The organism is Variovorax sp. P1_G12, assembly GCF_056405555.1.
The window spans coordinates 82,175-105,028 of record NZ_JBFUBW010000027.1; the positions used below are offsets into that span (position 1 = coordinate 82,175).

Below are 22,854 nucleotides of genomic sequence, written 5' to 3' on the forward strand. Positions count from 1 at the left end.
TCGTGTCCGGGCGCCCACCCCCTGCCGGGGGCAACACCAGCGGCCTGGCCGTTCCGCGGTGTTCACCAACGGGCCAGGCTACGCCGGCCGGTCGCCGGGGCTCAAGTCCTGACTTCGCCTTGGCCCAGGACCACGTACTTCAACGAGGTCAGGCCCTCGATCCCCACCGGCCCACGTGCATGGAACTTGTCGGTGCTGATGCCGATTTCGGCGCCCAGGCCGAACTCGAAGCCGTCGGCGAAACGGGTGCTGGCGTTGACCATCACGCTGGCCGAATCCACCTCGCGCAGGAAGCGCTGGGCGTTCATGTGGTCGCGCGTGACGATCGCATCCGTGTGGTGGCTCGAGTAGCGGTTGATGTGCGCGATGGCCTCGTCCACGCCCTCGACCACCTTGATGCTGATGACCGCGGCCAGGTATTCCTCCGACCAGTCGGATTCGATCGCATCGATCACCTTGTCGGCCGGCAGGTGCGCGCTCTCGGCACGCAGGATGTGGGCGGCCGCCCGGTCGCAGCGCATCTCCACGCCCTTGGCCGCGAAGATCGCACCGATCTCCGGCAGGAAGGTCTCGGCGATCGAGGACGCCACCAGCAGGCCTTCAGCGGCGTTGCAGGGGCTGTACTTCTGGGTCTTGGCGTTGTCGACGATCTTCAGCGCCATGTCGAGTTCGGCCGTGTGGTCGACGTAGACGTGGCAGTTGCCGTCCAGGTGCTTGATGACCGGCACCCTGGCGTCGCGGCTGATGCGCTCGATCAGGCCCTTGCCGCCACGCGGAATGATGACGTCGACGAACTGCGGCATCGCGATCAGCTGGCCCACGGCCTCGCGGTCGGTGGTGGCGACCAGCTGCACCGCGTCGACCGGCAGGCCGGCCTCCTCGAGCGATTCGGCCACCAGCCGGGCCAGCGCCTTGTTCGACTCGATCGCTTCCGAGCCGCCGCGCAGGATCGCCGCGTTGCCGCTCTTGATCGCCAGGCTCGCGGCCTCGATGGTGACGTTGGGCCGGCTCTCGTAGATCATGCCGAAGACCCCGATCGGCACCCGCATCTGGCCGACCCGGATACCGCTGGGCTGCTGCTTCATGCCGATGACCTCGCCGATCACGTCGGCCATCGCGGCCAGCTGTTCGCAGCCCTGGGCCACGGTGTCGATGACCTTCGGCGTGAGCTTGAGGCGATCGACCATCGGCGCCGACAGGCCGGCGCCCTCGGCGCGCGCCAGATCCTTCGCATTGGCCTCGGCCAGCGGCCCGCCCGCGGCGCGCAGCCGGCGCGCCAACGCCTTCAGGGCCTTGTTCTTGGTGGCGGCATCGGCCCGCGCCATCAGGGCCGAGGCCTGCTTGGCCTGCAGCCCGAGCGTCTGGACGTACTCGGAGACATTCAACGTATTCATCCCCGGATTATGTCGCTCGCCCCCAGGTTGCCCGGCACTTCGTGTCCGGGCGCCCACCCCCTGCCGGGGGCGCAGTCGGCGGCCCGGCCTAGCCGGTTCCGCGGTAGGACTGTTGCTCGCCCCCAGGTTGGGCTCACTTCGTGTAGCCCGCCCACCCCCTGCCGGGGGCGCAGTCAGCGGCCCGGCAAAGCCGGTTCCGCGACTGCCCACCAACGGGCGCGCTGCGCGCAGCCGAAGGAAAAGTGCGGCGCCGTCTCTTTTACCGGCCGGCGCTTCGGGGGGTCATCCCCTCGGGGCGCAGGCCCGGCACAACATGAACGCGAGGCGCTGCAGGGCCTGCCAGCCATTGGCCGGCCAGTCGGGCTGTTTCAGCCCTTTCACGATGCCATCGACCAGGTGCGCGGCGCGCAGCATGCGCGCCAGTGCCCGATCGTCCAGCCGCGGCAGCACCCGCTCGAAGGCACGCTCGCGCGGCCCCCAGATGCGGTTCTCGCGCAGCGCCATGGGCAGCGGCCGGCCGGCCGCCATCGCGTCCTTCACGCGCTTCAGAGCCCGGATGTCCTCGGCCAGCGTGTAGTGCACCAGCACCTCGGCCTCGCCCTCGGCCTGCAGGCCCTCGAGCATGCGCGCCACGCGCTGCGGGTTGCCGGCCAGCACGGCGTCCGACAGCTTGAAGACGTCGTAGCGCGCGACGTTGTTGACCGCGCCCTCGACCTGCTCCCAGCCGAGCTCGCCCTCGGGGTGCAGCAGCGCGAGCTTCTGGATCTCCTGGTGCGCGGCCAGCAGGTTGCCCTCGACCCGGTCGGCGAAGAACTGCAGCGTGCGCTGGCCCTCCTCGCCGGCTTTCACGCGCTGGCCCTGCAGCGCGAGCCGCTGCGCGATCCATTGGGGCAGCGCGGCGCGTTCGATGGTCTCGATCTGCAGGCTGACGCCGTGGTTCTCGAGCGCCGCGAACCAGGCGGCGCTGCGGGTCGCCTTGTCCAGCCGCGGCAGCAGCACCAGCGTGAGGGTGCTGTCGTTGCCGGGCGCGGCCTCGGCGATCTGCTGCAGCGCGGCGCTGCCGTCCTTGCCGGGCTTGCCCGAGGGGATGCGGATCTCGACGATCTGGCGGTCGGCGAACAGGCTCAGCGAGCCGCCCGCCGCGAGCACCGCGCTCCAGTCGAAGTGCGCGCCGGCCACGGTGTACGAACTGCGCTCCGTATAGCCCTGAGTGCGCGCTGCGGCGCGGATCGCATCGGCCGCCTCCTGCGCCAGCAGCGGCTCGTCGCCATGGATGACGTAGAGCGGCGCCACTCGCTTAGCGAGGTGGGTGGAGAGTTGCGAAGGATTCAGCTGCATGGCAACAAGGCGTGAGCGCATGCCGGCCGGCGCAGCCAGGCCCGTTGGCGAAACACCGCGGAACCGGCTTCGCCGGGCCGCTGGTGTTGCCCCCGGCAGGGGGTGGGCGCCCGGACACGAAGTGCCGGGCAACCTGGGGGCGAGCTCATTTGATCGCGGCCAAGCGGCGCAGCACCTGCTGGGCGATGTCGTTCTGCATGTCGCGGAACAGAAGCTCGGCCTCGCCTTCCTTGGCGAGTGCAGCCGTCTCGTTGTAGGTGATGTCGCGCGACTGCTGGATCTCGGTCGGTCCGAGCAGTTCCTTGCCGCCCCGGCCCCGCACCTTGAAGCGCAGGGACAAGATCAGCTGCAGTTCGCGCACCTGGCCGTCGGGCGTGGTCGAAAGCACGATGTTGTTGCGGCTTTCGCCGAGGAGCTCCAGCAGCGCGTCGGCCTTCTCGGCCTGGTCGGCGGGCAACACCTCCACCGTGCCGGCGGCCCTGAGCTGCCGCCGCAGGTAGTTCGAGAACGGGGACGTGCCCGTCACGGCGATGCTGTTGAAGGCAAACGTCGGCGCCTTGCGCAATTCGAAGCCGCAGCCCGCCAGCGCCAGCGCCGCCGCGACGGCCAGAAAGCCGCGCCGCGACGGCAGCGGCGCGCGTCCGATCGCCCGGCTCATAGCACCACGTTGACCAGCCGGCCCGGCACCACGATCACGCGCTTGGCGTCCGCGCCCGCAGCGTGCTGCACGAAGGCCTCGCAGGCGAGCGCGATGGTCTCGATCTCCTGCTTGCTGGCGCTGGCCGGCACCCGCAGCGCGCCGCGCAGCTTGCCGTTGATCTGCAGCATCAGCTCGATCTCGTCCTGTGCGAGTGCGCCGACATCGACCATCGGCCAGGGGGCATCGAGCAGCCCGCCCTGGTCCTTGTCGTAGCCGAGCTCGTGCCAGAGCTGGTGCGTGATGTGCGGCGTCGCCGGGTAGAGGCAGCGCAGCAGGAGCCCGAAGCCCTCGCGCACCGCCGCGCGGTCGCCCGCACCGGCCGCCGCCGGCTTGAAGCCTTCCAGCGCATTGAGCAGTTTCATCGCGCCCGACACCACGGTGTTGTACTGCATGCGCTGGTAGTCGTAGTCGATCTGGCGCAGCACGGTGTGCAGTTCGCGCCGCAGGGCCTTGGCATCCTTGCCGTAGACCGGCGGCTGGGCCGCGCTGCCGGCATCGGCCGCCACGCCATGCTGCGCGACGCCGAAATTCCAGACCCGGCGCAGGAAGCGATAGCTGCCCTCGACCGCCGCGTCGTTCCACTCGAGGGTGGCCTCGGGCGGCGCGGTGAACATCGTGTAGAGCCGCGCCGTGTCGGCGCCGTACTTCTCGATCAGGTCCTGCGGATCGACGCCGTTGCGCTCGCTCTTGCCCATCTTGCCGACGCCGCCGTAGTCGACCTGCGTGCCGTCGGCCGTGGTGCCGCCGCTGATGCGGCCCTGGGCGTCGAGCACCGGCGTCACCTCGGAGGGCGGGAAGTAGTCCTTGCCGCCCTTTTCGTTGCGCTTGTAGAAGATGTGGTTGAGCACCATGCCCTGCGTCAGCAGCTTGCTGAAGGGCTCGTCGACCTTCACCAGGCCGAGGTCGCGCATCACCTTGGTCCAGAAGCGCGCGTAGAGCAGGTGCAGGATCGCGTGCTCGATGCCGCCGATGTACTGGTCCATCGGCATCCAGTACTTCGCGCCGTCGGCCACCATGGCCTCGTCGTTCGTCGGATCGCAGTAGCGCATGAAGTACCACGAGCTGTCGACGAAGGTGTCCATCGTGTCGGTCTCGCGTCGCGATGGCTTGCCGCAGACCGGGCACACGACGCCGGCATGGAAGCCTTCGTGCTTGGCCAGCGGATTGCCCGAGCCGTCGGGCACGCAGTCGGTCGGCAGGACTACCGGCAGGTCCTTCTCGGGCACCGGTACCGCGCCATGCTCCTCGCAATGGATGATCGGGATCGGCGTGCCCCAGTAGCGCTGGCGGCTCACGCCCCAGTCGCGCAGGCGCCAGGTGGTCTGCATCTCGCCCAGGCCCTTCTGTCCGAGCGCGTGGGCGACCGCCGTGACCGCCTCTGCGTAATGCATGCCGCTGAAGTTGTCGGAGTTGATGGTCACGCCGCGCTGCTTGTCGGCGTACCAGTCCTGCCAGCGGTGGTAGTTGAAGTGCGGCTCGTCGTCGACCAGCACGACCTGGATGATCTCGATGCCGTACTTGTTGGCGAAGGCGAAGTCGCGCTCGTCGTGCGCCGGCACGCCCATCACGGCGCCGTCGCCGTAGTTGATCAGCACGTAGTTGCCGACCCAGACCGGGATCGGCTCCTCGGTGATCGGATGGATCACGGTCAGGCCGGTGGGGACGCCCTTCTTCTCCTGCGTGGCGAGCTCGGCCTCGGTCGTGCCGCCGCCCTTGCACTCGGCGATGAAGGCCGCGACCGCGGGGTTCGACTTCGCGGCGTGCGCGGCCAGCGGATGCTCCGGCGCCACGGCGCAGAAGGTCACGCCCATGATGGTGTCGGCACGGGTCGTGAAGACGTACATGCGGCCGCCCTGGATCAGGTGGCCCTTGTCGTCCTTGATCCTGTGCGTGAAGGCGAAGCGCACGCCTTCGCTCTTGCCGATCCAGTTCTCCTGCATCAGCTTGACGCGCTCGGGCCAGCCCGGCAGCTTGTGCTGGGTGTGCTCGAGCAGTTCTTCGGCGTAGTCGCTGATCTTGAGGTAGTAGCCCGGGATCTCGCGGCGCTCCACGGTGGCACCGGTGCGCCAGCCCTTGCCGTCGATCACCTGCTCGTTGGCCAGCACGGTCTGGTCGACCGGGTCCCAGTTCACGACCTGCGTCTTGCGGTAGGCGATGCCCTTTTCGAGCATCTTGAGGAACAGCCACTGGTTCCACTTGTAGTAGCTCGGATCGCAGGTGGCGATCTCGCGGCTCCAGTCGATCGCCAGCCCCATGGCCTGCAGCTGGCCCTTCATGTAGGCGATGTTCTCCTGGGTCCACTTGGCCGGCGGCACGCCGTTCTTGAGCGCCGCGTTCTCGGCCGGCAGGCCGAAGGCGTCCCAGCCCATCGGCATCAGGACGTTGTAGCCGCTCATGCGCAGGTAGCGCGTGAGCATGTCGTTGATGGTGTAGTTGCGCACGTGGCCCATGTGCAGCTTGCCGCTGGGGTAGGGCAGCATCGAGCAGGCGTAGTACTTCTTCTTGCGCGCGTCCTCGGTCACGCGGTAGGCGTCGGCCGCATTCCAGTGGGCCTGGGCGGATGACTCGACGTCGGCGGGTTTGTAGCTGGGGTTCATTGGCACTCGGCAATCAGCCCGGCGCCAGGCGGCCGGGGGAAGGCGAATTATCGCGGGGTTCTGTTGCCCACCCCCGGGTTGGGCTCACTTCGTGTCGCCCGCCCACCTCCGACGGGGGGCGAGCGGCACGCTTCTCGCATGCCACAATGTTTCGGAACCCGAGAGGCAGGCATGGTCAATGACTGGTGGCGGGGCGCGGTGATCTACCAGATCTACCCGCGCAGCTTCATGGACAGCAACGGCGACGGCATCGGCGACCTGCCGGGCATCACCGCACGGCTCGATCACGTGGCCGATCTGGGGGCGGACGCGATCTGGATCTCGCCCTTCTTCCGGTCGCCGATGAAGGATTTCGGCTACGACGTGTCCGACTACCGGTCGGTCGACCCAATGTTCGGCACGCTGGACGACTTCGACGCCCTGCTGGCGCGGGCCCACGCACTCGGCCTCAAGCTGATCATCGACCAGGTGCTCTCCCACACCTCCGACCAGCACGCCTGGTTCACGGCCAGCCGCGCCAGCCGCACGAATCCGCAGGCCGACTGGTACGTCTGGGCCGACCCGAAGCCCGACGGCACGCCACCCAACAACTGGCTGTCGGTGTTCGGCGGCCCGGCCTGGCAGTGGGACTCGCGCCGGCGCCAGTACTACCTGCACAGCTTCCTGGCCGAGCAGCCCGACCTCAACTTCCACTGCCCGGCGGTGCAGGACGCGCTGCTCGACGAGGTGCGCTTCTGGTGCGAGCGCGGCGTCGACGGCTTCCGCTTCGATGCCTGCAACCACCAGTTCCACGATGCGCAATTGCGCGACAACCCGCCGGCCGGCGGCGGCGCCGTGAGCACGGTGCGCGCCGACAACCCCTATGCGATGCAGCAGCACCTGCACGACAAGAGCCAGCCCGAGAACCTGTTGTTCCTCGAGCGGCTGCGCCGCCTGCTCGACGGCTACGGCGCGGTCGCGCTGGGCGAGGTCGGCGACGAGAACGCGCCGCCCGTGATGGCCCGCTACACCGAGCGCGGCAAGCGGCTGCACCTGGCCTACAGCTTCAGCCTGCTGACCCGCGAGCACAGCGCGCGCCATCTGCGGGAGCAGGTCGAGGCGCTGGACAGCGCCCTGGCGGCCACCGACGGCTGGGGTTGCTGGGCGGTCTCGAACCACGACGTGCCGCGGGTCGCCAGCCGCTGGAACAGCAGCGGCTCGGCCGATACCCGGCGCGATCGGCTCTGGCTGGCGCTGCTGCTGTCACTGCGCGGCAGCGCCAGCATCTACCAGGGCGAGGAGCTCGGCCTGCCCGAGGCCGAGGTGCCGTTCGAACGGCTGCAGGACCCGTACGGGCTCGCCTTCTGGCCCGAATTCAAGGGCCGCGACGGTTGCCGCACCCCGATGCCGTGGCTGGCCGGCCAGGCCCATGCGGGTTTCACGGACGGCCAGCCCTGGCTGCCGGTGTCGGAGGCCCACCTGCCGCTGGCGATCGACCGCCAGGCCGGCGATCCGCGGTCGATGCTCGCCTTCAGCCGTGCGCTGCTGCGCTGGCGCCGCGGCCAGCCGCTGCTGCACAGCGGCGCCATGACCTTCCTCGACGCGCCGGAGCCGCTGCTGTGGTTCGAGCGCCGCGAGGGCGACCGGGCGCTGCAGGCGGTGTTCAACCTCTCGGCCGAACCAGCTGTGCTGGCGCTGCGCCAGCCGCTCGCGGCGCCGGCCGGGTCGCCGTTCGACGGCGCGCAGCTCGATGGGCGCACACTCTCGTTGCCACCATTCGGCGTCTTCTTCGGAGAGCCACGCGATGCTGCCTGAAGCCGAGGTCCGTGCCCTGATGCGAGCCGAGCACGGCGATCCCTTCGCCGTGCTCGGCCCGCACCAGGACGGCGAGGGCCTGTGGGTGCGGGCGCTGCTGCCGGGCGCGCAGGCCGTGGCCGTGCTGCATTCGGGCTCGGGCTGGCCGCTGGCCCAACTCGACCGCCAGGGCGACAGCGACCTGTTCGCGGCCCTGGTGCCGGCCTCGCAGGCCCGGCTCGGCTACCGCCTCGAGGTCGACTGGGGCTCGCACGGCTCGCTGCTCGAGGATCCCTACCGCTTCCCGCCGGTGCTCGGCGCCACCGATGTCTGGCTGCTGGCCGAGGGCACGCACCTGCGGCCCTTCGAACAGCTCGGCGCGCACCTGCGCGAGATCGAGGGCGTGCGCGGCGTCGCTTTCGCGGTCTGGGCGCCGAACGCGCGCCGGGTCTCGGTGGTCGGCGACTTCAACCAGTGGGACGGCCGGCGCCACATGATGCGGCTGCGCCGCGAGTGCGGCGTCTGGGAGATCTTCGCGCCCCAGCTGGCACCGGGCGACGCCTACGAGTTCGAGATCCTGTCGGCCCAGGGCCAGGTGCTGCGCAAGACCGACCCCTTCGGCTTCTCGGCCCGCCTGCGGCCCGATACCGCCTGTGTCGTCCAACCGCTGCCGGCGCCGGTGCCGCTCCCGCCCGGGCGCGCCGCAGCCAATGCGCGCGACGCGCCGCTCAGCATCTACGAGGTTCACCTGGGCTCGTGGCGGCGCAAGAACGGCCATGAGTGGCTCGACTACCGCGAACTGGCGGCGACGCTGGTGCCCTATGCGCGCGACATGGGCTTCACCCACATCGAGCTGCTGCCGATCAGCGAGCATCCGTTCGACGGCTCCTGGGGCTACCAGCCGATCGGGCTCTACGCGCCGACCTCGCGCTTCGGCACGCCGGGGGACTTCCGCGCCTTCGTCGAGGCCGCGCATGCGGCCGGGCTGGGCGTGATCCTCGACTGGGTGCCGGCGCACTTCCCGACCGATGCGCACGGCCTCGCGGGCTTCGACGGCACCGCGCTCTACGAATACGCCGACCCGCGCGAGGGCTTCCACAACGACTGGCAGACGCTGATCTTCAACTACGCCCGGGTCGAGGTGCGCAACTACCTGGTCGGCAATGCGCTCTACTGGCTCGAGCGCTACGGCATCGACGGCCTGCGGGTCGACGCGGTGGCCTCGATGCTCTACCGCGACTACAGCCGCAAGCCGGGCGAATGGGTGCCCAACGCCGAAGGCGGGCGCGAGAACCTCGAGGCGATCGAGTTCCTGCGCCGCATGAACCGCGTGGTCGGCGTCGAGCGGCCCGGGGCCGTGACCATCGCCGAGGAGTCGACCAGCTTCCCCGGCGTCACGCGCCCGCCGGAGCACGGCGGCCTCGGCTTCCACTACAAATGGAACATGGGCTGGATGAACGACACGCTGGCCTACACCGGCATCAACCCGATCTACCGCAAGCACCACCACCAGAAGATCACCTTCGGCCTGATGTACGCCCACAGCGAGAACTTCGTGCTGCCGCTGTCGCACGACGAGGTGGTGCACGGCAAGGGTTCGATGCTCGGGCGCATGCCGGGCGACAGCTGGCAGAAGTTCGCCGGGCTGCGCAACCTCTACGGCTACCTCTGGGCCTATCCCGGCAAGAAGCTGCTGTTCATGGGCGGCGAGTTCGCGCAGGACGCCGAATGGAACGCCGACCGCAGCCTGGACTGGCACCTGCTGGAGCAGGCGCCGCACCAGGGCGTGCGGCGGCTGGTGCGCGACCTCAACAACGTCTACCGCCACTACCCGGCGCTGCACGAACTCGACTGCGAGGCCGCCGGCTTCGAATGGATCTGCCACAGCGACGCCGAGCAGTCGGTGTTCTCCTTCGTCCGGCGGGCGCGCGACGGCAGCTTCGTGGTGGCGGCGTGCAACTTCACGCCGGTGCCGCGGATCGGCTACCGGCTCGGCCTGCCGGCGGCCGGCAGCTACCGGGAGATCATCAACACCGACCACCCCGTCTACGGCGGCAGCGGGGTGGGCAATGGCGTGATCGCGAGCGAACCGGTGGCCTGGCACGGGCAGGCGCAGTCGGCCGAGATGTCGCTGCCGCCGCTGGCGACCGTGATGTGGGTCCTGGCGTGAGCGACGGCGCCCCCTACCCCCTGGGCGCCACCCCGGGCCCCGACGGCGTCAACTTCGCGCTGGCCGCCCCCAACGCCACCGCGGTCGAGCTCTGCCTCTTCGACACCACGGGCGCGCACGAGCAGCAGCGCCTCGCGCTGGGCAGCCGCACCGACGGCGTCTGGCACATGCGCCTGGCCGGCGCCCGCCCGGGCCTGGTCTACGGCTGGCGCGTCCACGGCCCGTGGTCGCCGCACGAGGGCCAGCGCTTCAACCCGGCCAAGCTGCTGCTCGACCCCTATGCCCGCGAGGTGGTTGGCCGCTATGGCGGCGAAGACCTGTTTCTCGGGCACGACCCCGCGCAGCCGGCGCAGCGCGACCGCCGCGACAACGCCGCCGTCGCGCTCAAGGCCCGCGTCACTGCGCCGCTGCCGCCGTCGGGGCCCGCGCGGCGGCCCCGCGTTGCCGCGGGCGACCGCGTGCTCTACGAGCTGCACGTCCGCGGCCAGACCCGGCGCCACCCCGAGGTGCCCGCCGCCCTGCGCGGCAGCTATGCCGGCCTGGCCGAACCGGCCGTGCTGGACCACCTCCAGCGGCTCGGCGTCACCACGCTGAACCTGATGCCGGTGCAGCACCGGGCCGACGAGTCGCGGCTCCTCGCACAGGGCCTCAGCAACTGCTGGGGCTACAGCCCGATCGGCTGGTCGGCGCCCGAGACACGCTACTGGAGCGGGCGCCCCGGCACCACACCCTCGACCGAATTCCGCGCCATGGCCGATGCGATCCACGCCCGCGGCCTGGAACTGGTGATCGACATGGTCTTCAACCACAGCGGGGAAACCGACGAACTCGGACCGACGCTGAGCCTGCGCGGCATCGACAACGCGCTCTACTACCACCTGCGGCCGGACGACCGCGGGCAATACGAGAACTGGACCGGCTGCGGCAACTGCCTGAACCTCGCCGAGCCACGGGTGGTGCAGCTGGTGATGGACAGCCTGCGCCACTGGGTCACCGAGCTCGGGGTCGACGGTTTCCGTTTCGACCTGGCGCCGGTCCTGGCGCGCCGCGGCGGCGGCGAGTTCGACCCGCGGGCGCCGCTGCTGGCCAGCATCGCGCAGGACCCCGAGCTGGCGCGCGCGCTGCTGATCGCCGAACCCTGGGACATCGGTCCGGACGGCTACCGGCTCGGCCAGTTCCCGCCCGGCTGGCTCGAATGGAACGACCGCTTTCGCGACACCCAGCGCGGCTTCTGGCTGCATCGCAGCGCGCGCCTCGGCGAGTTCGCCCGGCGCTTCACCGGCTCGAGCGACGCATTCGCGCGCCATGACCGAAGCCCGACCGCCAGCGTCAACTTCGTCACCGCCCACGACGGCTTCACGCTGCGCGACCTGCTCAGCTACAACGAGCGCCACAACCTCGCCAACGGCGAGGGCAACCGCGACGGCCACGGCCACAACCTGAGCCGCAACTGCGGCGTCGAGGGCGAGACCGACGACCCGGCGGTGCAGGCCGAGCGGCATCGGCTGCAGCGCGTGCTGCTGGCGGCGCTGCTGCTCGCGCAGGGCACGCCGATGCTGCTGGCCGGCGACGAACTCGACCACACGCAGCGCGGCAACAACAACGCCTACTGCCAGGACAACGAGACCACCTGGCTGGACTGGAGCCACGCCGACGGCGGCCTGGCCGCCTTCGTCGGCCGGGTGCTGGCGCTGCGCCGCGAAGCCGAGCCGCTGCGCAGCACGCGCTGGTGGCCGGCCGTCCCCGAGCCGGGCGCCACCGCGCTGCGCTGGCTGGCGCCCGAAGGCCATGCGATGACTGCCGTCGACTGGGAGCGCGGCGACCGGCATGCGCTGGCGATCCTGTTCGAGGCCGCGACAGCGGCTGCGAGCTGGCTGGTGCTGGTCAATGCCGAAGAGATCGAAGTCGATTTCAGGCTGCCGCCCGGACGCTGGCGGTGCCGGCTGGCGAGCGATTCGAAGGACGGCGCCCCACCCGCCCCGCCGCTCGGCGACACGCAGCGACTGCCGCCCGGCAGCCTCTGGGTGGCGAAAAACAGCGCCGCGGGATCAGCGCCGGAGTGCTAGGCTGGATTCACCGGAAGAAAACCAACGGAGGCTCAAGATGGCGGACACCTCGCAACCGACCCTGCAGGCCCATCAACTCGTGCGCCGCACCATCGCCCTGGTGCTGGCGGGCGGACGCGGCTCCCGGCTCAAGCAGCTCACCGACCGCCGCGCCAAACCGGCGGTCTATTTCGGCGGCAAGTTCCGCATCATCGATTTCGCGCTCTCCAACTGCCTCAACTCGGGCATCCGGCGCATGGCGGTCGTGACGCAATACAAATCGCATTCGCTGATGCGCCACCTGCAGCGCGGCTGGAGCTTCCTGCGCGCCGAGCTCAACGAGATGGTCGACGTGCTGCCGGCCCAGCAGCGGGTCGGCGACGAGCACTGGTACCGCGGCACGGCCGATGCCGTCTACCAGAACCTCGACATCATCCAGACCCGTTCGACGCCGCACGACTATGTGGTGGTGCTGGCCGGCGACCATGTCTACAAGATGGACTACTCGATCATGCTGACCGACCACGTGGCCAGCGGCCGCGGCTGCACGGTCGGCTGCATCGAGGTGCCGCGAATGGAGGCCACGGCCTTCGGCGTGATGGCGATCGACGACGAGCGCCAGATCACCGCCTTCCTCGAAAAGCCCGCCGATCCGCCGGCCATGCCCGGGAATCCCGACATCGCGCTGGCCAGCATGGGCATCTACGTCTTCGACTCCGAGTACCTCTACCGGCTGCTCGAGGAGGACAGCGCCAACCCCCACTCCAGCCACGATTTCGGCAAGGACATCATCCCGCGCGCGGTGGCCGAAGGCCGCGCGCTGGCGCATCCCTTCGCCATGTCCTGCGTGACCCGGGCCCGCCGCGGCGGCGGAGACGCCCACGCCTACTGGCGCGACGTGGGCACGATTGATGCATTCTGGGCAGCCAACCTGGACCTGGCCTCGATCACCCCGGAACTCGACATCTATGACACCGACTGGCCCATCTGGACCTACCAGCGGCAGCTGCCGCCGGCCAAGTTCGTGCTCGACCGCGACGGCAAGCACGGCATGACGGTCAACACCATCGTCTCGGGCGGCTGCATCGTGTCGGGCTCCAAGGTCAGCAGCTCCGTGCTGTTCTCGGGCGTGCGGGTGCATTCCTTCTGCGAGATCAACGAGGCGGTGCTGCTGCCGGACGTGGAGATCGGCCGCGGCTGCCGGCTCCACCGGGTGGTGATCGACCGCGCCTGCGTGCTTCCCGAGGAGATGGTAATCGGCGAGGATCCGGCGGCCGACGCCGCGCGCTTCGAGCGTACCGAGGGCGGCGTGGTCCTCGTGACGCGCGAGATGCTCAAGCGCCTGCAATGAAGCTCGCGCGCATCGAACAAGGGCATGAATGAAGATCCTCCAGGTCAGCGCCGAACTCTTTCCCCTGCTCAAGACCGGCGGGCTGGCCGACATCGCGGGCGCGATGCCGCTGGCACTGAAGGCGGCCGGCCAGGACGCGCGGGTGCTGCTGCCGGGCTTTCCGGCGATCGTGGCCGGCATTGCCGACGCGGCGCCGGTGGCCGGGTTCACGGCGCCCTGGGGCGAGCCCGCGCGGCTGCTGCTCGGCCGCATCGCGACCCCCGGCGCACCGGATCTCCCCGCCTACCTGATCGACGCGCCGTCGCTCTACGACCGCCCGGGCAATCCCTATGAGGACCCGCGCCACCAGCCCTACGGCGACAACCACCGGCGCTTCGCGCTGCTGGGCTGGGTCGCCGCGCAGCTCGCGCACGGGCTCGACGCCGCCTGGCGGCCCGAGATCGTGCATGCGCACGACTGGCACGCCGCACTGGCGCCGGCCTACATGGCCTTCGCGCCGCCCACCGGCGGCCCGCGCGTCGGCAGCGTGTTCACGGTCCACAACCTGGCCTACCAGGGACTGTTCGCGGCCTCCCATTTCGCCGAACTCGGCCTGCCGGCCGCGGCCTTCTCGATCGACGGGCTCGAATACCACGGCCAGCTCTCGTTCATGAAAGGCGGCCTGTGCTTCGCCGATCGCCTGACGACCGTGAGCCCGACCTACGCCCGCGAGATCCAGACCCCCGCGCAGGGCTGCGGGCTCGACGGCCTGCTGCGCAGCCGCTCCGGCGTGCTGTCCGGCATCCTCAACGCCGTCGACGACCAGGTCTGGAACCCGGCCACGGACGCCCTGATCCCGCACCGCTACGACCTGCTGCGGCCGGCCGGCAAGGCCCGTTGCAAGGCGGCGCTGCAGGACGAACTGGGCCTGGCGCCGCTGGCCGACGCGCCGCTGTTCGTGGTGGTGAGCCGGTTGACCGAGCAGAAGGGCCTGCACCTGGTGCTCGGCGGCCTCGACGCGCTGCTGGCGCAGGGCGGCCAGCTGGCCTTGCTCGGCAGCGGCGACGCCTGGCTGGAGGCGGCCTTCCGCGAGCGCGCGGCGGCCGCGCCGCGGTCGGTCAGCGTCTCCCTGGGCTACGACGAGGCGCTGGCGCACCGCCTGTTCGGCGCCGGCGACGTCACGCTGGTGCCCTCGTTGTTCGAGCCCTGCGGCCTGACCCAGATGTACGGCCTCAAGTACGGCAGCCTGCCGCTGGTGCACCGGGTCGGCGGACTGGCCGACACGGTGGTCGACGCCACGCTGGAGGACATGGCCGACGGCCGGGCCACCGGCTTCTCGTTCGAGGACTTCGACGCCGACAGCTACGCCCGCGCGGTCCGCCGCGCCTTCGCGCTCTACCGGCGCCCGTCCGACTGGCGCGCGGTGCGCACCAGCGCGATGGGCCGCCCGGCCGACTGGGGCAGCGCCGCCGCGCGCTACCTCGCCGTCTACGCCGAAACCCTGGCCTGATGCCGCTCCACCCACGCCCCACCCTCCCATGACCCTCGAAGACTTCAAGTACGACCATCCCGATCGCGACGTCGCGGCCTTCAAGCGCGCGGTCGCCAACAAGCTGATCTATGCAGTCGGCAAGGACCCGGTCGCGGCCAGCCTCGACGACTGGCTGCACGCGACCGCGCTGGCGGTGCGCGACCAGGTGGTGGAGCGCTGGATGGCGACCACCCGCGCGATCTACGCGCAGCGGCTCAAGCGCGTCTACTACCTGTCGATGGAATTCCTGATCGGTCGCACCTTCACCAACGCGCTGCTGGCGCTGGAGCTGCAGGACACCGTCAAACAGGCGCTGGCCGACTTCGGCGTCGACATCGAGGCGCTGGCCGAGCGCGAGCCCGACGCCGCCCTGGGCAACGGCGGCCTCGGCCGGCTCGCGGCCTGCTTCCTCGACTCGATGGCCACGCTCGGCGTGCCGGGCCTGGGCTACGGCATCCGCTACGAGTACGGCATGTTCCGCCAGCGCATCGTCGACGGCCAGCAGGTGGAGACGCCCGACTACTGGCTCACGCGCGGCAACCCGTGGGAGTTCCAGCGACCCGAAGTCACCTACCGCGTGCGCTTCGGCGGCCACGTGCAGCGGCGCGACGGCAAGGGTGCGCTCTATGGCGCCGCCAACTGGATCGACACCCACGACGTGCTGGCGGTGGCCTACGACACCATCATCCCGGGCTATGGCACCCAGGCCACCAACACGCTGCGCCTGTGGTCGGCGCGGGCCACCGAGGAGATCGACCTGTCGGCCTTCAACCGCGGCAACTACATGGAAGCGGTGGAGAGCAAGAACCACTCGGAGAACGTCTCGCGCGTGCTCTACCCGGACGACTCCACGCCCTCGGGCCGCGAGCTGCGGCTGCACCAGGAGTACTTCTTCGTCAGCGCCAGCGTGCAGGACCTGCTGCGCCGCTACCTGCGCAACCACACCGGCTTCGACGAACTGCCCGAGCAGGTCAGCATCCACCTCAACGACACCCATCCGGTGCTGGCCGTGCCCGAGCTGATGCGCCTGCTGATCGACGAGCACGGCCTGCCCTGGGACACCGCCTGGGCCCACACGCAGAAGGTCTTCAGCTACACCAACCACACGCTGATGCACGAGGCGCTCGAGACCTGGCCGGTCGAGATGTTCGGGCGCATCCTGCCGCGCCACCTGCAGATCCTGTTCGACATGAACGCGCGCTTTCTCGCCGGCGTGACCCAGGCGCACGGGCACGACGTCGAGCTGCTGCGGCGGCTCTCGCTGATCGACGAATCGGGCGAGCGGCGGGTGCGCATGGCCTACGTGGCGGTGCTCGCCAGCCACTCGGTCAACGGCGTCTCGGGGCTGCATTCGGAGCTCATGAAGCAATCGATCTTTGCCGACTTCAACAAGCTCTTTCCCGAGCGCTTCAACAACAAGACCAACGGCGTGACGCCTCGCCGCTGGCTGGCGCAGGCCAATCCGCCACTGGCCAGCCTGCTCGACACGCGCATCGGCCCCGGGTGGCGGCGCGATCTCACGCAGCTCGAAGCGCTGCGGCCGATGGCGCAGCAGCCGGCCTTCGTGCGCGCCTTCCGCCACGCCAAGCGCGAGAACAAGCTGCGGCTGGCCAACTGGATCGGCGAGCACCTGCGCATCGACGTCGACGCCGACGCGCTGTTCGACGTCCAGGTCAAGCGCATGCACGAGTACAAGCGCCAGTTGCTCAACGTGCTGCACGTGGTGACGCGCTACCACCGCATCCTCGCGGCGCCGGATGCGGGCCACGTACCGCGCGTGGTGGTGTTCGCCGGCAAGGCGGCCTCGGCCTACCAGATGGCCAAGCTGGTGATCCGGTTGATCAACGACGTGGCCAAGGTGATCAACGGCGACGAACGCGTCGGCAAGCTGCTGAAAGTGGTGTTCGTGCCGAACTACAGCGTGAGCCTGGCCGAGATGATCATGCCGGCGGCCGACCTGTCGGAACAGATCTCCACCGCCGGCACCGAGGCCTCGGGCACCGGCAACATGAAGTTCGCGCTCAACGGCGCGCTGACCATCGGCACGCTCGACGGCGCCAACGTCGAGATGCGCGAGGCGGTCGGACCGGAAAACTTCTTCATCTTCGGCAACACCACGCCCGAGGTCGCCGACATCCGCGCCAGCGGCTACCAGCCGCAGCAGTTCTACGAGGCCGACCCGGAACTGCAGCGCACCCTCGACAGCATCCGCGACGGCCTGTTCTCGCCCGGCGAGCCGTCGCGCTACCAGCAGATCTTCGACGCCCTGGTGAGCTGGGGCGATCACTACCTGCTGCTGGCCGACTATGCGGGCTATGTCGCCGCGCAGGACCAGGTCGATGCGCTGTACCGCGACGCCGATGCCTGGACACGGATGGCGATCCTCAATGTGGCGGGCATGGGCGCCTTCTCGTCGGACCGCACGATCGCGCAGTACGCCCACGAAATATGGCGCACCCGGCCGGTGGCCTTGGGCTGAACCGGCCTACCTTTTGGGCGTTTCGGTGACGAACCCGATGCGATTCAGGCCGGCCTTGTTCGCGATGCCCATCAGCTCGACCACCTTGCCGTAGGGCACGGTCTGGTCGGCGCGCAGCTGGACCTCGGTGTCGCGGCTGTCGGCGGCGGCCTTCGACAGGGCGGCGGCGAGTTCGTCGTTCGTGACCGGCTGGTCGTTCAAGTAGACCTTGCCCGCCGCATCGACCACGAGGCTGACGAACCTGGACGTGTCGTTGGCCTGGCCGGCGTCGGTGCGCGGCAGGTCGAGCTTGATCGAGCTCGCCATCAGCGGCGCGGTGATGATGAAGATCACCAGCAGCACCAGCATCACGTCGACCAGCGGCGTGACGTTGATGTCGGACAGCGGACGCTGGCCGCCGGCGCCGGTCGAGCGCCCTCCGCTGGCGGTGCTTCCGAGCGAGGTGCGACCGAAGGCCATGCCGGGCTCCGGCGCTACGCAGGCATCGGCCGCGCCGGCGGCAGCGGCGCCTCGCGCGGTGCGGGCTCGCCGAGCATGCCGAGCAGGTCGTGGGCGAAGCCCTCGAGTTCGGCCTCGATGCGGCCGACCACGCGGCCGAAGACGTTGTAGGCCAGCACGGCGGGAATGGCGACCGCCAGTCCGAAGGCGGTCATGATCAGCGCCTCGCCGACCGGGCCGGCGACCTTGTCGATGGTGAAACCGCCCGTTTCGGCCGCGATCCCCACCAGCGCGCCGTAGATGCCCCAGACCGTGCCGAGCAGCCCGACGAAGGGGGCGGTGGCGCCGACCGTGGCCAGCAGGATCTGGCCGGCCTGCAGCCGCCGCAGCGCCGCATGGAGCGCGTCGCGCAGCACCCGCGTGAGACGCTGCCTGCGGTCGACCTTGCCGCCCAGCGTGGAACCTTCGGCCTGCAGGGCCAGCTTGTTGACCGCACGCACCGCCGGCAGCACCAGCGCGGCGCGATCGAAGGGCTGCAGGCGCGCTTCCGCATCCTGGAGCGAGGCCGACTGCCAGAAGGCCGCGATGCCGCGCACCACGTCGCGCGTACCGCCGCGCAGCAGCCAGGCTTTCCAGAGGATCACAACCCAACTCGACACCGACATGGCGAACAGCAGGGCCGCGACCGAGCGACTGACGCCGTCGCCGTGCGTGAGCAGCGCCAGGACGCTCATTTCGAGGGCGTCAGCGCAGGCCCAGCACGTCGAACATGTCGAACAGGCCGGCTTGCTGCCCGGCCAGGAAGCGCACTGCGCGCAGGCTGCCCTGCGCGTAGGTCACGCGGCTGGCCGACTTGTGGGTGATCTCGATGCGCTCGCCGGTGCCGGCAAAGAGCACCGTGTGGTCGCCCACGATGTCGCCGCCGCGGATGGCGGAGAAACCGATGGTCGACGGGTCGCGCTCGCCGGTGATGCCTTCGCGGGCAAAGACCGCGCATGCCTTGAGGTCGCGGCCCAGCGCGTCGGCGATCACTTCGCCCATCTTGAGCGCCGTGCCCGAGGGCGCATCGACCTTGTGGCGGTGGTGGGCCTCGATGATCTCGATGTCGTAGCCGGTGGACAGCGCCTTGGCCGCCATTTCGAGCAACTTGAAGGTGACGTTGACGCCGACGCTCATGTTGGGCGCCATCATGATCGCGATGTCGCGGGCGGCGTCGGCGATCTCGGCCTTCTGCGCATCGCTGAAGCCGGTGGTGCCGATCACCATCTGCACGCCGAGTTCACGGCAGACGGCCAGGTGCGCCAGGGTGCCTTCGGGCCGCGTGAAGTCGATCAGCACCTGCGCATCCGCCAGGCCCGTGCGCAGTTCGGACACGATCGGCACGCCGCTCGTGAAGCCGAGGAAGGCGGCCGCGTCGCGGCCGATCGCATCGCTGCCGGCGACATCGAGCGCGCCAGCCAGCCGGCAGTCCTGGGCCTCGCGCACGGCCTCGATCAGGATGTGGCCCATGCGTCCGGAAGCGCCCGCGATCGCTATGCGCCGCAGGGGGGGAGTAGGAACGGAGGAGTCGGTCACGCGTTTCAGCCTCTGGGAATGCGGGAAAACGGGAAAGAACGAGCGGGCCGGACGTTTCGGCCGGGGCGCCCGTTCAGCGCGTCGATTCGAGCGGCGGGTAGGCAGCCGGCAGCGGCGGCAGCGGCTGCGTCGCGGCGGCCGGTTCGCCGTCCACCGGTTTTTCCTTGGGCGGGTCGAATTTCTTGAGCTGGGCTTCGGTCGCCTCGAGCGCCGGCACCGAGCCGTGGCGCTTGCGGCTGTCGAGTTGGGCGACGAACTCTTCCTCGCTCGGCATCGGGTCGCCTTCGAAGCGCTCGAGCACCTCGCCGTTGAAATACAGGGTCAGGCGGCGCTGCTGGGCCTCGACGCCCTGGCGCCGGATCGTGAACACGTAATCCCAGCGATTGGAATGGAAAACGTCGGTCAGCAGCGAGGTACCCAGGACTTCGCGCACCTGCTGGCGCGACATGCCGGGCTTGAGCGCCGCGACCTGCTCCTTGGACACGAAATTGCCCTGGACCACCTCGACCTTGTAGGGTGTCACGGCGGTGAGGGCGCCGCGCGCACTGTCACCGACGCTGCTGCAGGCGCCGAGACCGAAGGTCACTGCGACGGCGCCAACGAGCAGCCAATGGCGGCGTTGTGGAATGGCAGGCATGGGGAAAGGGTTGGGCGATATGATCGAATCATTGTAGCGGCTGGCCCCCGGCGGGCCTCGCCCGCCAGGCCGGCGGAGGAACGACCCATGGGCAACATCGACGAATTGAAGAACACCGGCCTCAAGGCCACCCTGCCGCGCCTGAAGATCCTCGAGATCTTCCAGAACGGAAGCCAGCGCCACATGACGGCGGAAGACGTCTTCCGCGTGCTGCTGAACGACCATTCCGACATCGGCCTGGCCACCGTGTACCGCGTGCTGACGCAGTTCGAGCAGGCCGGCATCCTCGAGCGCAGCCACTTCGAGAGCGGCAAGGCGGTCTACGAACTCAACGAGGGCAAGCACCACGACCACCTGGTGTGCACCTCCTGCGGCAAGGTCGAAGAGTTCTACGACGCCGAGATCGAACGCCGCCAGCAGATGATCGCCAAGGACAAGGGCTGGATCCTGCAGGACCACGCAATGTCCCTCTACGGCCTCTGCGCCGCCTGCGTGAACAAGAGGTAACCCCCCAGGTTGCCCGGCACTTCGTGTCCGGGCGCCCACCCCCCTGCTGGGGGCGCAGTCAGCGGCCCGGCGGAGCCGGTTCCGCGACTGCCCACGAACAGGCGCGCTGCGCGCAGCCGAAGAACGAGCACAGCGTCTCTTTTTCTTTCCCCGGCCGGCGCAGCCAGGCCCGTTGGTGAAACACCGCGGAACCGGCTTCGCCGGGCCGCTGGTGTTGCCCCCGGTAGGGGGTGGGAGGGCTACACGAAGTGAGCCCGACCTGGGGGCGAGCTAGCTAATCATCCCTTGCGCTTTCCATGGCCTTGTGGTGGCGCGCCACGAAATCGGCATAGGTGTCGATGCCGCGCAGCTGCAGGATCGAGTTGCGCACCGCAGCCTCGACCAGCACCGCGATGTTGCGGCCGGCGACCACCTGGATGATCACCTTGCGCACCGGGATGCCCAGCACGTCCTGCGTCAGCGGCGCCGAAGGCATGCGCTCGTAGTCACGTTCGAAACTGTCGCGCCGCACCAGGTGCACGATCAGCTTGAGCCGCATCTTCCGGCGCACCGCGGTCTCGCCGAAGATCGCCCGGATGTCGAGCAAGCCGATGCCGCGCACTTCGAGCAGGTTCTGCAGCAGTTCGGGGCAGCGGCCTTCCAGCGTGGTCTGGTTGATGCGGTAGAGGTCGACCGCGTCGTCGGCCACCAGGCCGTTGCCGCGCGAGATCAGCTCCAGGCCGAGCTCGCTCTTGCCGAGCCCTGACTCGCCCGTGATCATCACGCCCAGGCCCAGGATGTCCATGAAGACGCCATGCATCGAGGTCCGCTCGGCGAAGTGCTTCGAAAGGTAAGCACGCAGCAGGTCGATCACGAAGGCCGAGGATTCGCGGGTGGCGAACAGCGGCAGCTGGGCCCGCTCGCAGATCGACAGCAGTTCGTCGGGCGCCACCTGGCCGTCGGCCAGCACCAGCATCGGCGGCTCCAGCGTGACGATGCGCGCGATGCGCCGTTCGCAATCCTGCGGCGTACCGCGCATCAGGTAGGCAACCTCGCGGGCGCCGAGGATCTGCACGCGGTAGGGATGGATGTAGTTGAGATAGCCGACCAGGTCGGCGGCCGACTGGGCCCGGCTGATGACGTCGGGGTCGAACTGCCGCTCCGAGGCCCCCAGGCCCGCGAGCCACTCCCAGCGCAGCGAGCCGCGGAACTCCTCGAACATCGCATCGGCGCTGATGACAGTCGGCTTCATCTCCGAAACCGCCCGCCGCCGATGCGCTTCAGGCCACCTGTGCGGATTGCCATCCGGCGATCAGGGCGTGCAGGGCCGCCGCATCCGTGCTCGACTTGATCTGCTCGCGCAGGCCAGCATCGCTGAGCAGTTCGGCGATTTCCGACAGTATCTCCAGATGCTTCTGGGTCGCAGCTTCCGGCACGAGCAGGAAGATGAGGAGCACCACGGGCTGTTCGTCCGGGGCATCGAAGCCGATCGCGTTGGCCAGCTGGAACACCGCGGCCATCGGCGACTTGAGGCCCTTGATGCGGCCGTGCGGAATGGCCACGCCGTGGCCGAGGCCGGTGGAGCCCAGGCGCTCGCGCGCAAACAGGCTGTCGGTAATCAGGGCACGCCCGAGACCGTGCAGGTTCTCGAACAGGAGCCCTGCTTCTTCGAAAGCACGCTTCTTGCTAGTGGCGTCGACGCTCACGAGCACTTGAGCGGGCGGCAGGATGGACGCGAGTCGGTTCATGTTGGGGCGGGGGCGATTATGCACCCACCCCACAAAAAGCAAAGGGCCGCCCAAAGGCGGCCCGCAAGAGTATTTGCCCGAACAGCGGAACTACATCACGCGCTTGGGTGCTTCGTGGTGGTGATCCTGCAGGCGATCCTTGTGGCGCACGACCTGCCGGTCGAGCTTGTCGACCAGGTCGTCGACGGCAGCATAGAGATCAGCGTGGCTCGATTCCGCGAACATGTCGTTGCCCTTGACGTGGATATTGCACTCGGCCCGTTGCCGGCGCTCCTTTTCCTTCTGCTTTTCCACCGTGAGAATCACCTTGACATCGACCACCTGGTCGAAATGCCGGGTGATCCGGTCCAGCTTGCTCGTAACGTAGTTGCGCAAAGCAGGTGTGACGTCGAGGTGATGACCGCTGATCGTCAGATTCATGAATGACCTCCTGGAATTGACGGTTGGGGGAAATAGCCGCGCCTCTGGAAACAAAGGCGTAGCCGGGGGAAACGAGAGGGGGATGAGGGGAAGGGAAGAGAAGAAAAGAGAGGGGGAAGCGAGAGGGTTCGGTTCACTATGCCCATGCTGTCATCGAATTGCAATCCCTCTGTGCCAGGGCTCTGCGCCAGAT

Annotated in this window: 18 protein-coding genes; 7 read left to right on the forward strand and 11 right to left on the reverse strand. The window is 69.4% G+C overall.

What is annotated here, in order from left to right:
• Positions 1-101: 101 nt before the first annotated feature.
• The 4 genes from AC1D2O_RS26825 to leuS all read right to left on the reverse strand — a co-directional run bounded on the left by AC1D2O_RS26825 (position 102) and on the right by leuS (position 6,029).
• On the reverse strand, positions 102-1,394 hold the full coding sequence (locus AC1D2O_RS26825; protein ID WP_478158180.1) for a glutamate-5-semialdehyde dehydrogenase: 1,293 nt from the start codon (positions 1,392-1,394) through the stop codon (positions 102-104).
• 282 nt (positions 1,395-1,676) lie between these two features.
• The gene (holA, locus tag AC1D2O_RS26830; protein WP_478088001.1) at positions 1,677-2,732 is read right to left on the reverse strand and encodes a DNA polymerase III subunit delta; all 1,056 of its coding nucleotides are present in this window, start codon (positions 2,730-2,732) and stop codon (positions 1,677-1,679) included.
• A gap of 145 nt (positions 2,733-2,877) precedes the next feature.
• Positions 2,878-3,390: an LPS-assembly lipoprotein LptE gene (locus AC1D2O_RS26835; protein WP_478088003.1), complete on the reverse strand. Its 513-nt coding sequence runs from the start codon at positions 3,388-3,390 to the stop codon at positions 2,878-2,880.
• Positions 3,387-6,029 (reverse strand): leucine--tRNA ligase, encoded by a 2,643-nt coding sequence (gene leuS, locus AC1D2O_RS26840; protein WP_478158181.1) that lies wholly within the window; start codon positions 6,027-6,029, stop codon positions 3,387-3,389. Before leuS ends, AC1D2O_RS26835 begins: the two co-directional genes overlap by 4 nt.
• Before the next feature lie 171 nt (positions 6,030-6,200).
• Between leuS and AC1D2O_RS26845 the strand changes: the two genes are divergently transcribed.
• From AC1D2O_RS26845 to AC1D2O_RS26870, 6 genes are read left to right on the forward strand one after another with little or no spacing between them, the layout of a single operon-like run.
• Positions 6,201-7,823: an alpha-glucosidase gene (locus AC1D2O_RS26845; protein WP_478088007.1), complete on the forward strand. Its 1,623-nt coding sequence runs from the start codon at positions 6,201-6,203 to the stop codon at positions 7,821-7,823.
• A complete protein-coding gene (gene glgB / locus AC1D2O_RS26850; protein ID WP_478088009.1) occupies positions 7,813-9,972 on the forward strand; it encodes a 1,4-alpha-glucan branching protein GlgB in 2,160 nt (719 codons plus the stop codon). Before AC1D2O_RS26845 ends, glgB begins: the two co-directional genes overlap by 11 nt.
• On the forward strand, positions 9,969-12,038 hold the full coding sequence (gene glgX / locus AC1D2O_RS26855) for a glycogen debranching protein GlgX (RefSeq protein ID WP_478158182.1): 2,070 nt from the start codon (positions 9,969-9,971) through the stop codon (positions 12,036-12,038). The genes glgB and glgX overlap by 4 nt, the downstream gene beginning before the upstream one ends.
• 37 nt (positions 12,039-12,075) lie before the next feature.
• Complete coding sequence (gene glgC / locus AC1D2O_RS26860) at positions 12,076-13,368, forward strand: glucose-1-phosphate adenylyltransferase (RefSeq protein WP_478088013.1); 1,293 nt, start codon at positions 12,076-12,078, stop codon at positions 13,366-13,368.
• 28 nt (positions 13,369-13,396) lie between these two features.
• Positions 13,397-14,857 carry a glycogen synthase GlgA gene (gene glgA, locus AC1D2O_RS26865; protein ID WP_478088015.1) on the forward strand — a complete coding sequence of 487 codons (1,461 nt, stop codon included), beginning with the start codon at positions 13,397-13,399 and terminating at the stop codon, positions 14,855-14,857.
• 28 nt (positions 14,858-14,885) lie between these two features.
• Positions 14,886-17,357, forward strand: a complete 2,472-nt coding sequence (locus AC1D2O_RS26870) for a glycogen/starch/alpha-glucan phosphorylase (protein WP_478088017.1) — start codon at positions 14,886-14,888, stop codon at positions 17,355-17,357.
• A 6-nt stretch (positions 17,358-17,363) separates the two neighbouring features.
• On the opposite strand, the gene AC1D2O_RS26875 is transcribed toward AC1D2O_RS26870, so the two are convergent.
• The 4 genes from AC1D2O_RS26875 to AC1D2O_RS26890 all read right to left on the reverse strand — a co-directional run bounded on the left by AC1D2O_RS26875 (position 17,364) and on the right by AC1D2O_RS26890 (position 20,007).
• On the reverse strand, positions 17,364-17,816 hold the full coding sequence (locus AC1D2O_RS26875; RefSeq protein WP_478088019.1) for an ExbD/TolR family protein: 453 nt from the start codon (positions 17,814-17,816) through the stop codon (positions 17,364-17,366).
• A 14-nt stretch (positions 17,817-17,830) separates the two neighbouring features.
• The gene (locus AC1D2O_RS26880; RefSeq protein WP_478088021.1) at positions 17,831-18,529 is read right to left on the reverse strand and encodes a MotA/TolQ/ExbB proton channel family protein; all 699 of its coding nucleotides are present in this window, start codon (positions 18,527-18,529) and stop codon (positions 17,831-17,833) included.
• Between the two features lie 10 nt (positions 18,530-18,539).
• The gene (gene dapB, locus AC1D2O_RS26885; protein WP_478088033.1) at positions 18,540-19,340 is read right to left on the reverse strand and encodes a 4-hydroxy-tetrahydrodipicolinate reductase; all 801 of its coding nucleotides are present in this window, start codon (positions 19,338-19,340) and stop codon (positions 18,540-18,542) included.
• 103 nt (positions 19,341-19,443) lie between these two features.
• Positions 19,444-20,007, reverse strand: coding sequence for an outer membrane protein assembly factor BamE (locus AC1D2O_RS26890; RefSeq protein WP_478158183.1), 564 nt, complete (start codon positions 20,005-20,007; stop codon positions 19,444-19,446).
• Between the two features lie 87 nt (positions 20,008-20,094).
• Between AC1D2O_RS26890 and fur the strand changes: the two genes are divergently transcribed.
• The gene (fur, locus tag AC1D2O_RS26895) at positions 20,095-20,514 is read left to right on the forward strand and encodes a ferric iron uptake transcriptional regulator (protein WP_478088027.1); all 420 of its coding nucleotides are present in this window, start codon (positions 20,095-20,097) and stop codon (positions 20,512-20,514) included.
• Positions 20,515-20,788: 274 nt separating this feature from the next.
• Here fur and hprK read toward each other — a convergent pair whose 3' ends face one another.
• From hprK to hpf, 3 genes are all read right to left on the reverse strand, one after another.
• The gene (gene hprK, locus AC1D2O_RS26900) at positions 20,789-21,745 is read right to left on the reverse strand and encodes an HPr(Ser) kinase/phosphatase (RefSeq protein ID WP_478088029.1); all 957 of its coding nucleotides are present in this window, start codon (positions 21,743-21,745) and stop codon (positions 20,789-20,791) included.
• A 28-nt stretch (positions 21,746-21,773) separates the two neighbouring features.
• Positions 21,774-22,241: a PTS sugar transporter subunit IIA gene (locus tag AC1D2O_RS26905; RefSeq protein ID WP_442287577.1), complete on the reverse strand. Its 468-nt coding sequence runs from the start codon at positions 22,239-22,241 to the stop codon at positions 21,774-21,776.
• A gap of 90 nt (positions 22,242-22,331) precedes the next feature.
• Positions 22,332-22,661, reverse strand: a complete 330-nt coding sequence (gene hpf, locus AC1D2O_RS26910; RefSeq protein WP_442287578.1) for a ribosome hibernation-promoting factor, HPF/YfiA family — start codon at positions 22,659-22,661, stop codon at positions 22,332-22,334.
• Positions 22,662-22,854 lie beyond the last annotated feature (193 nt).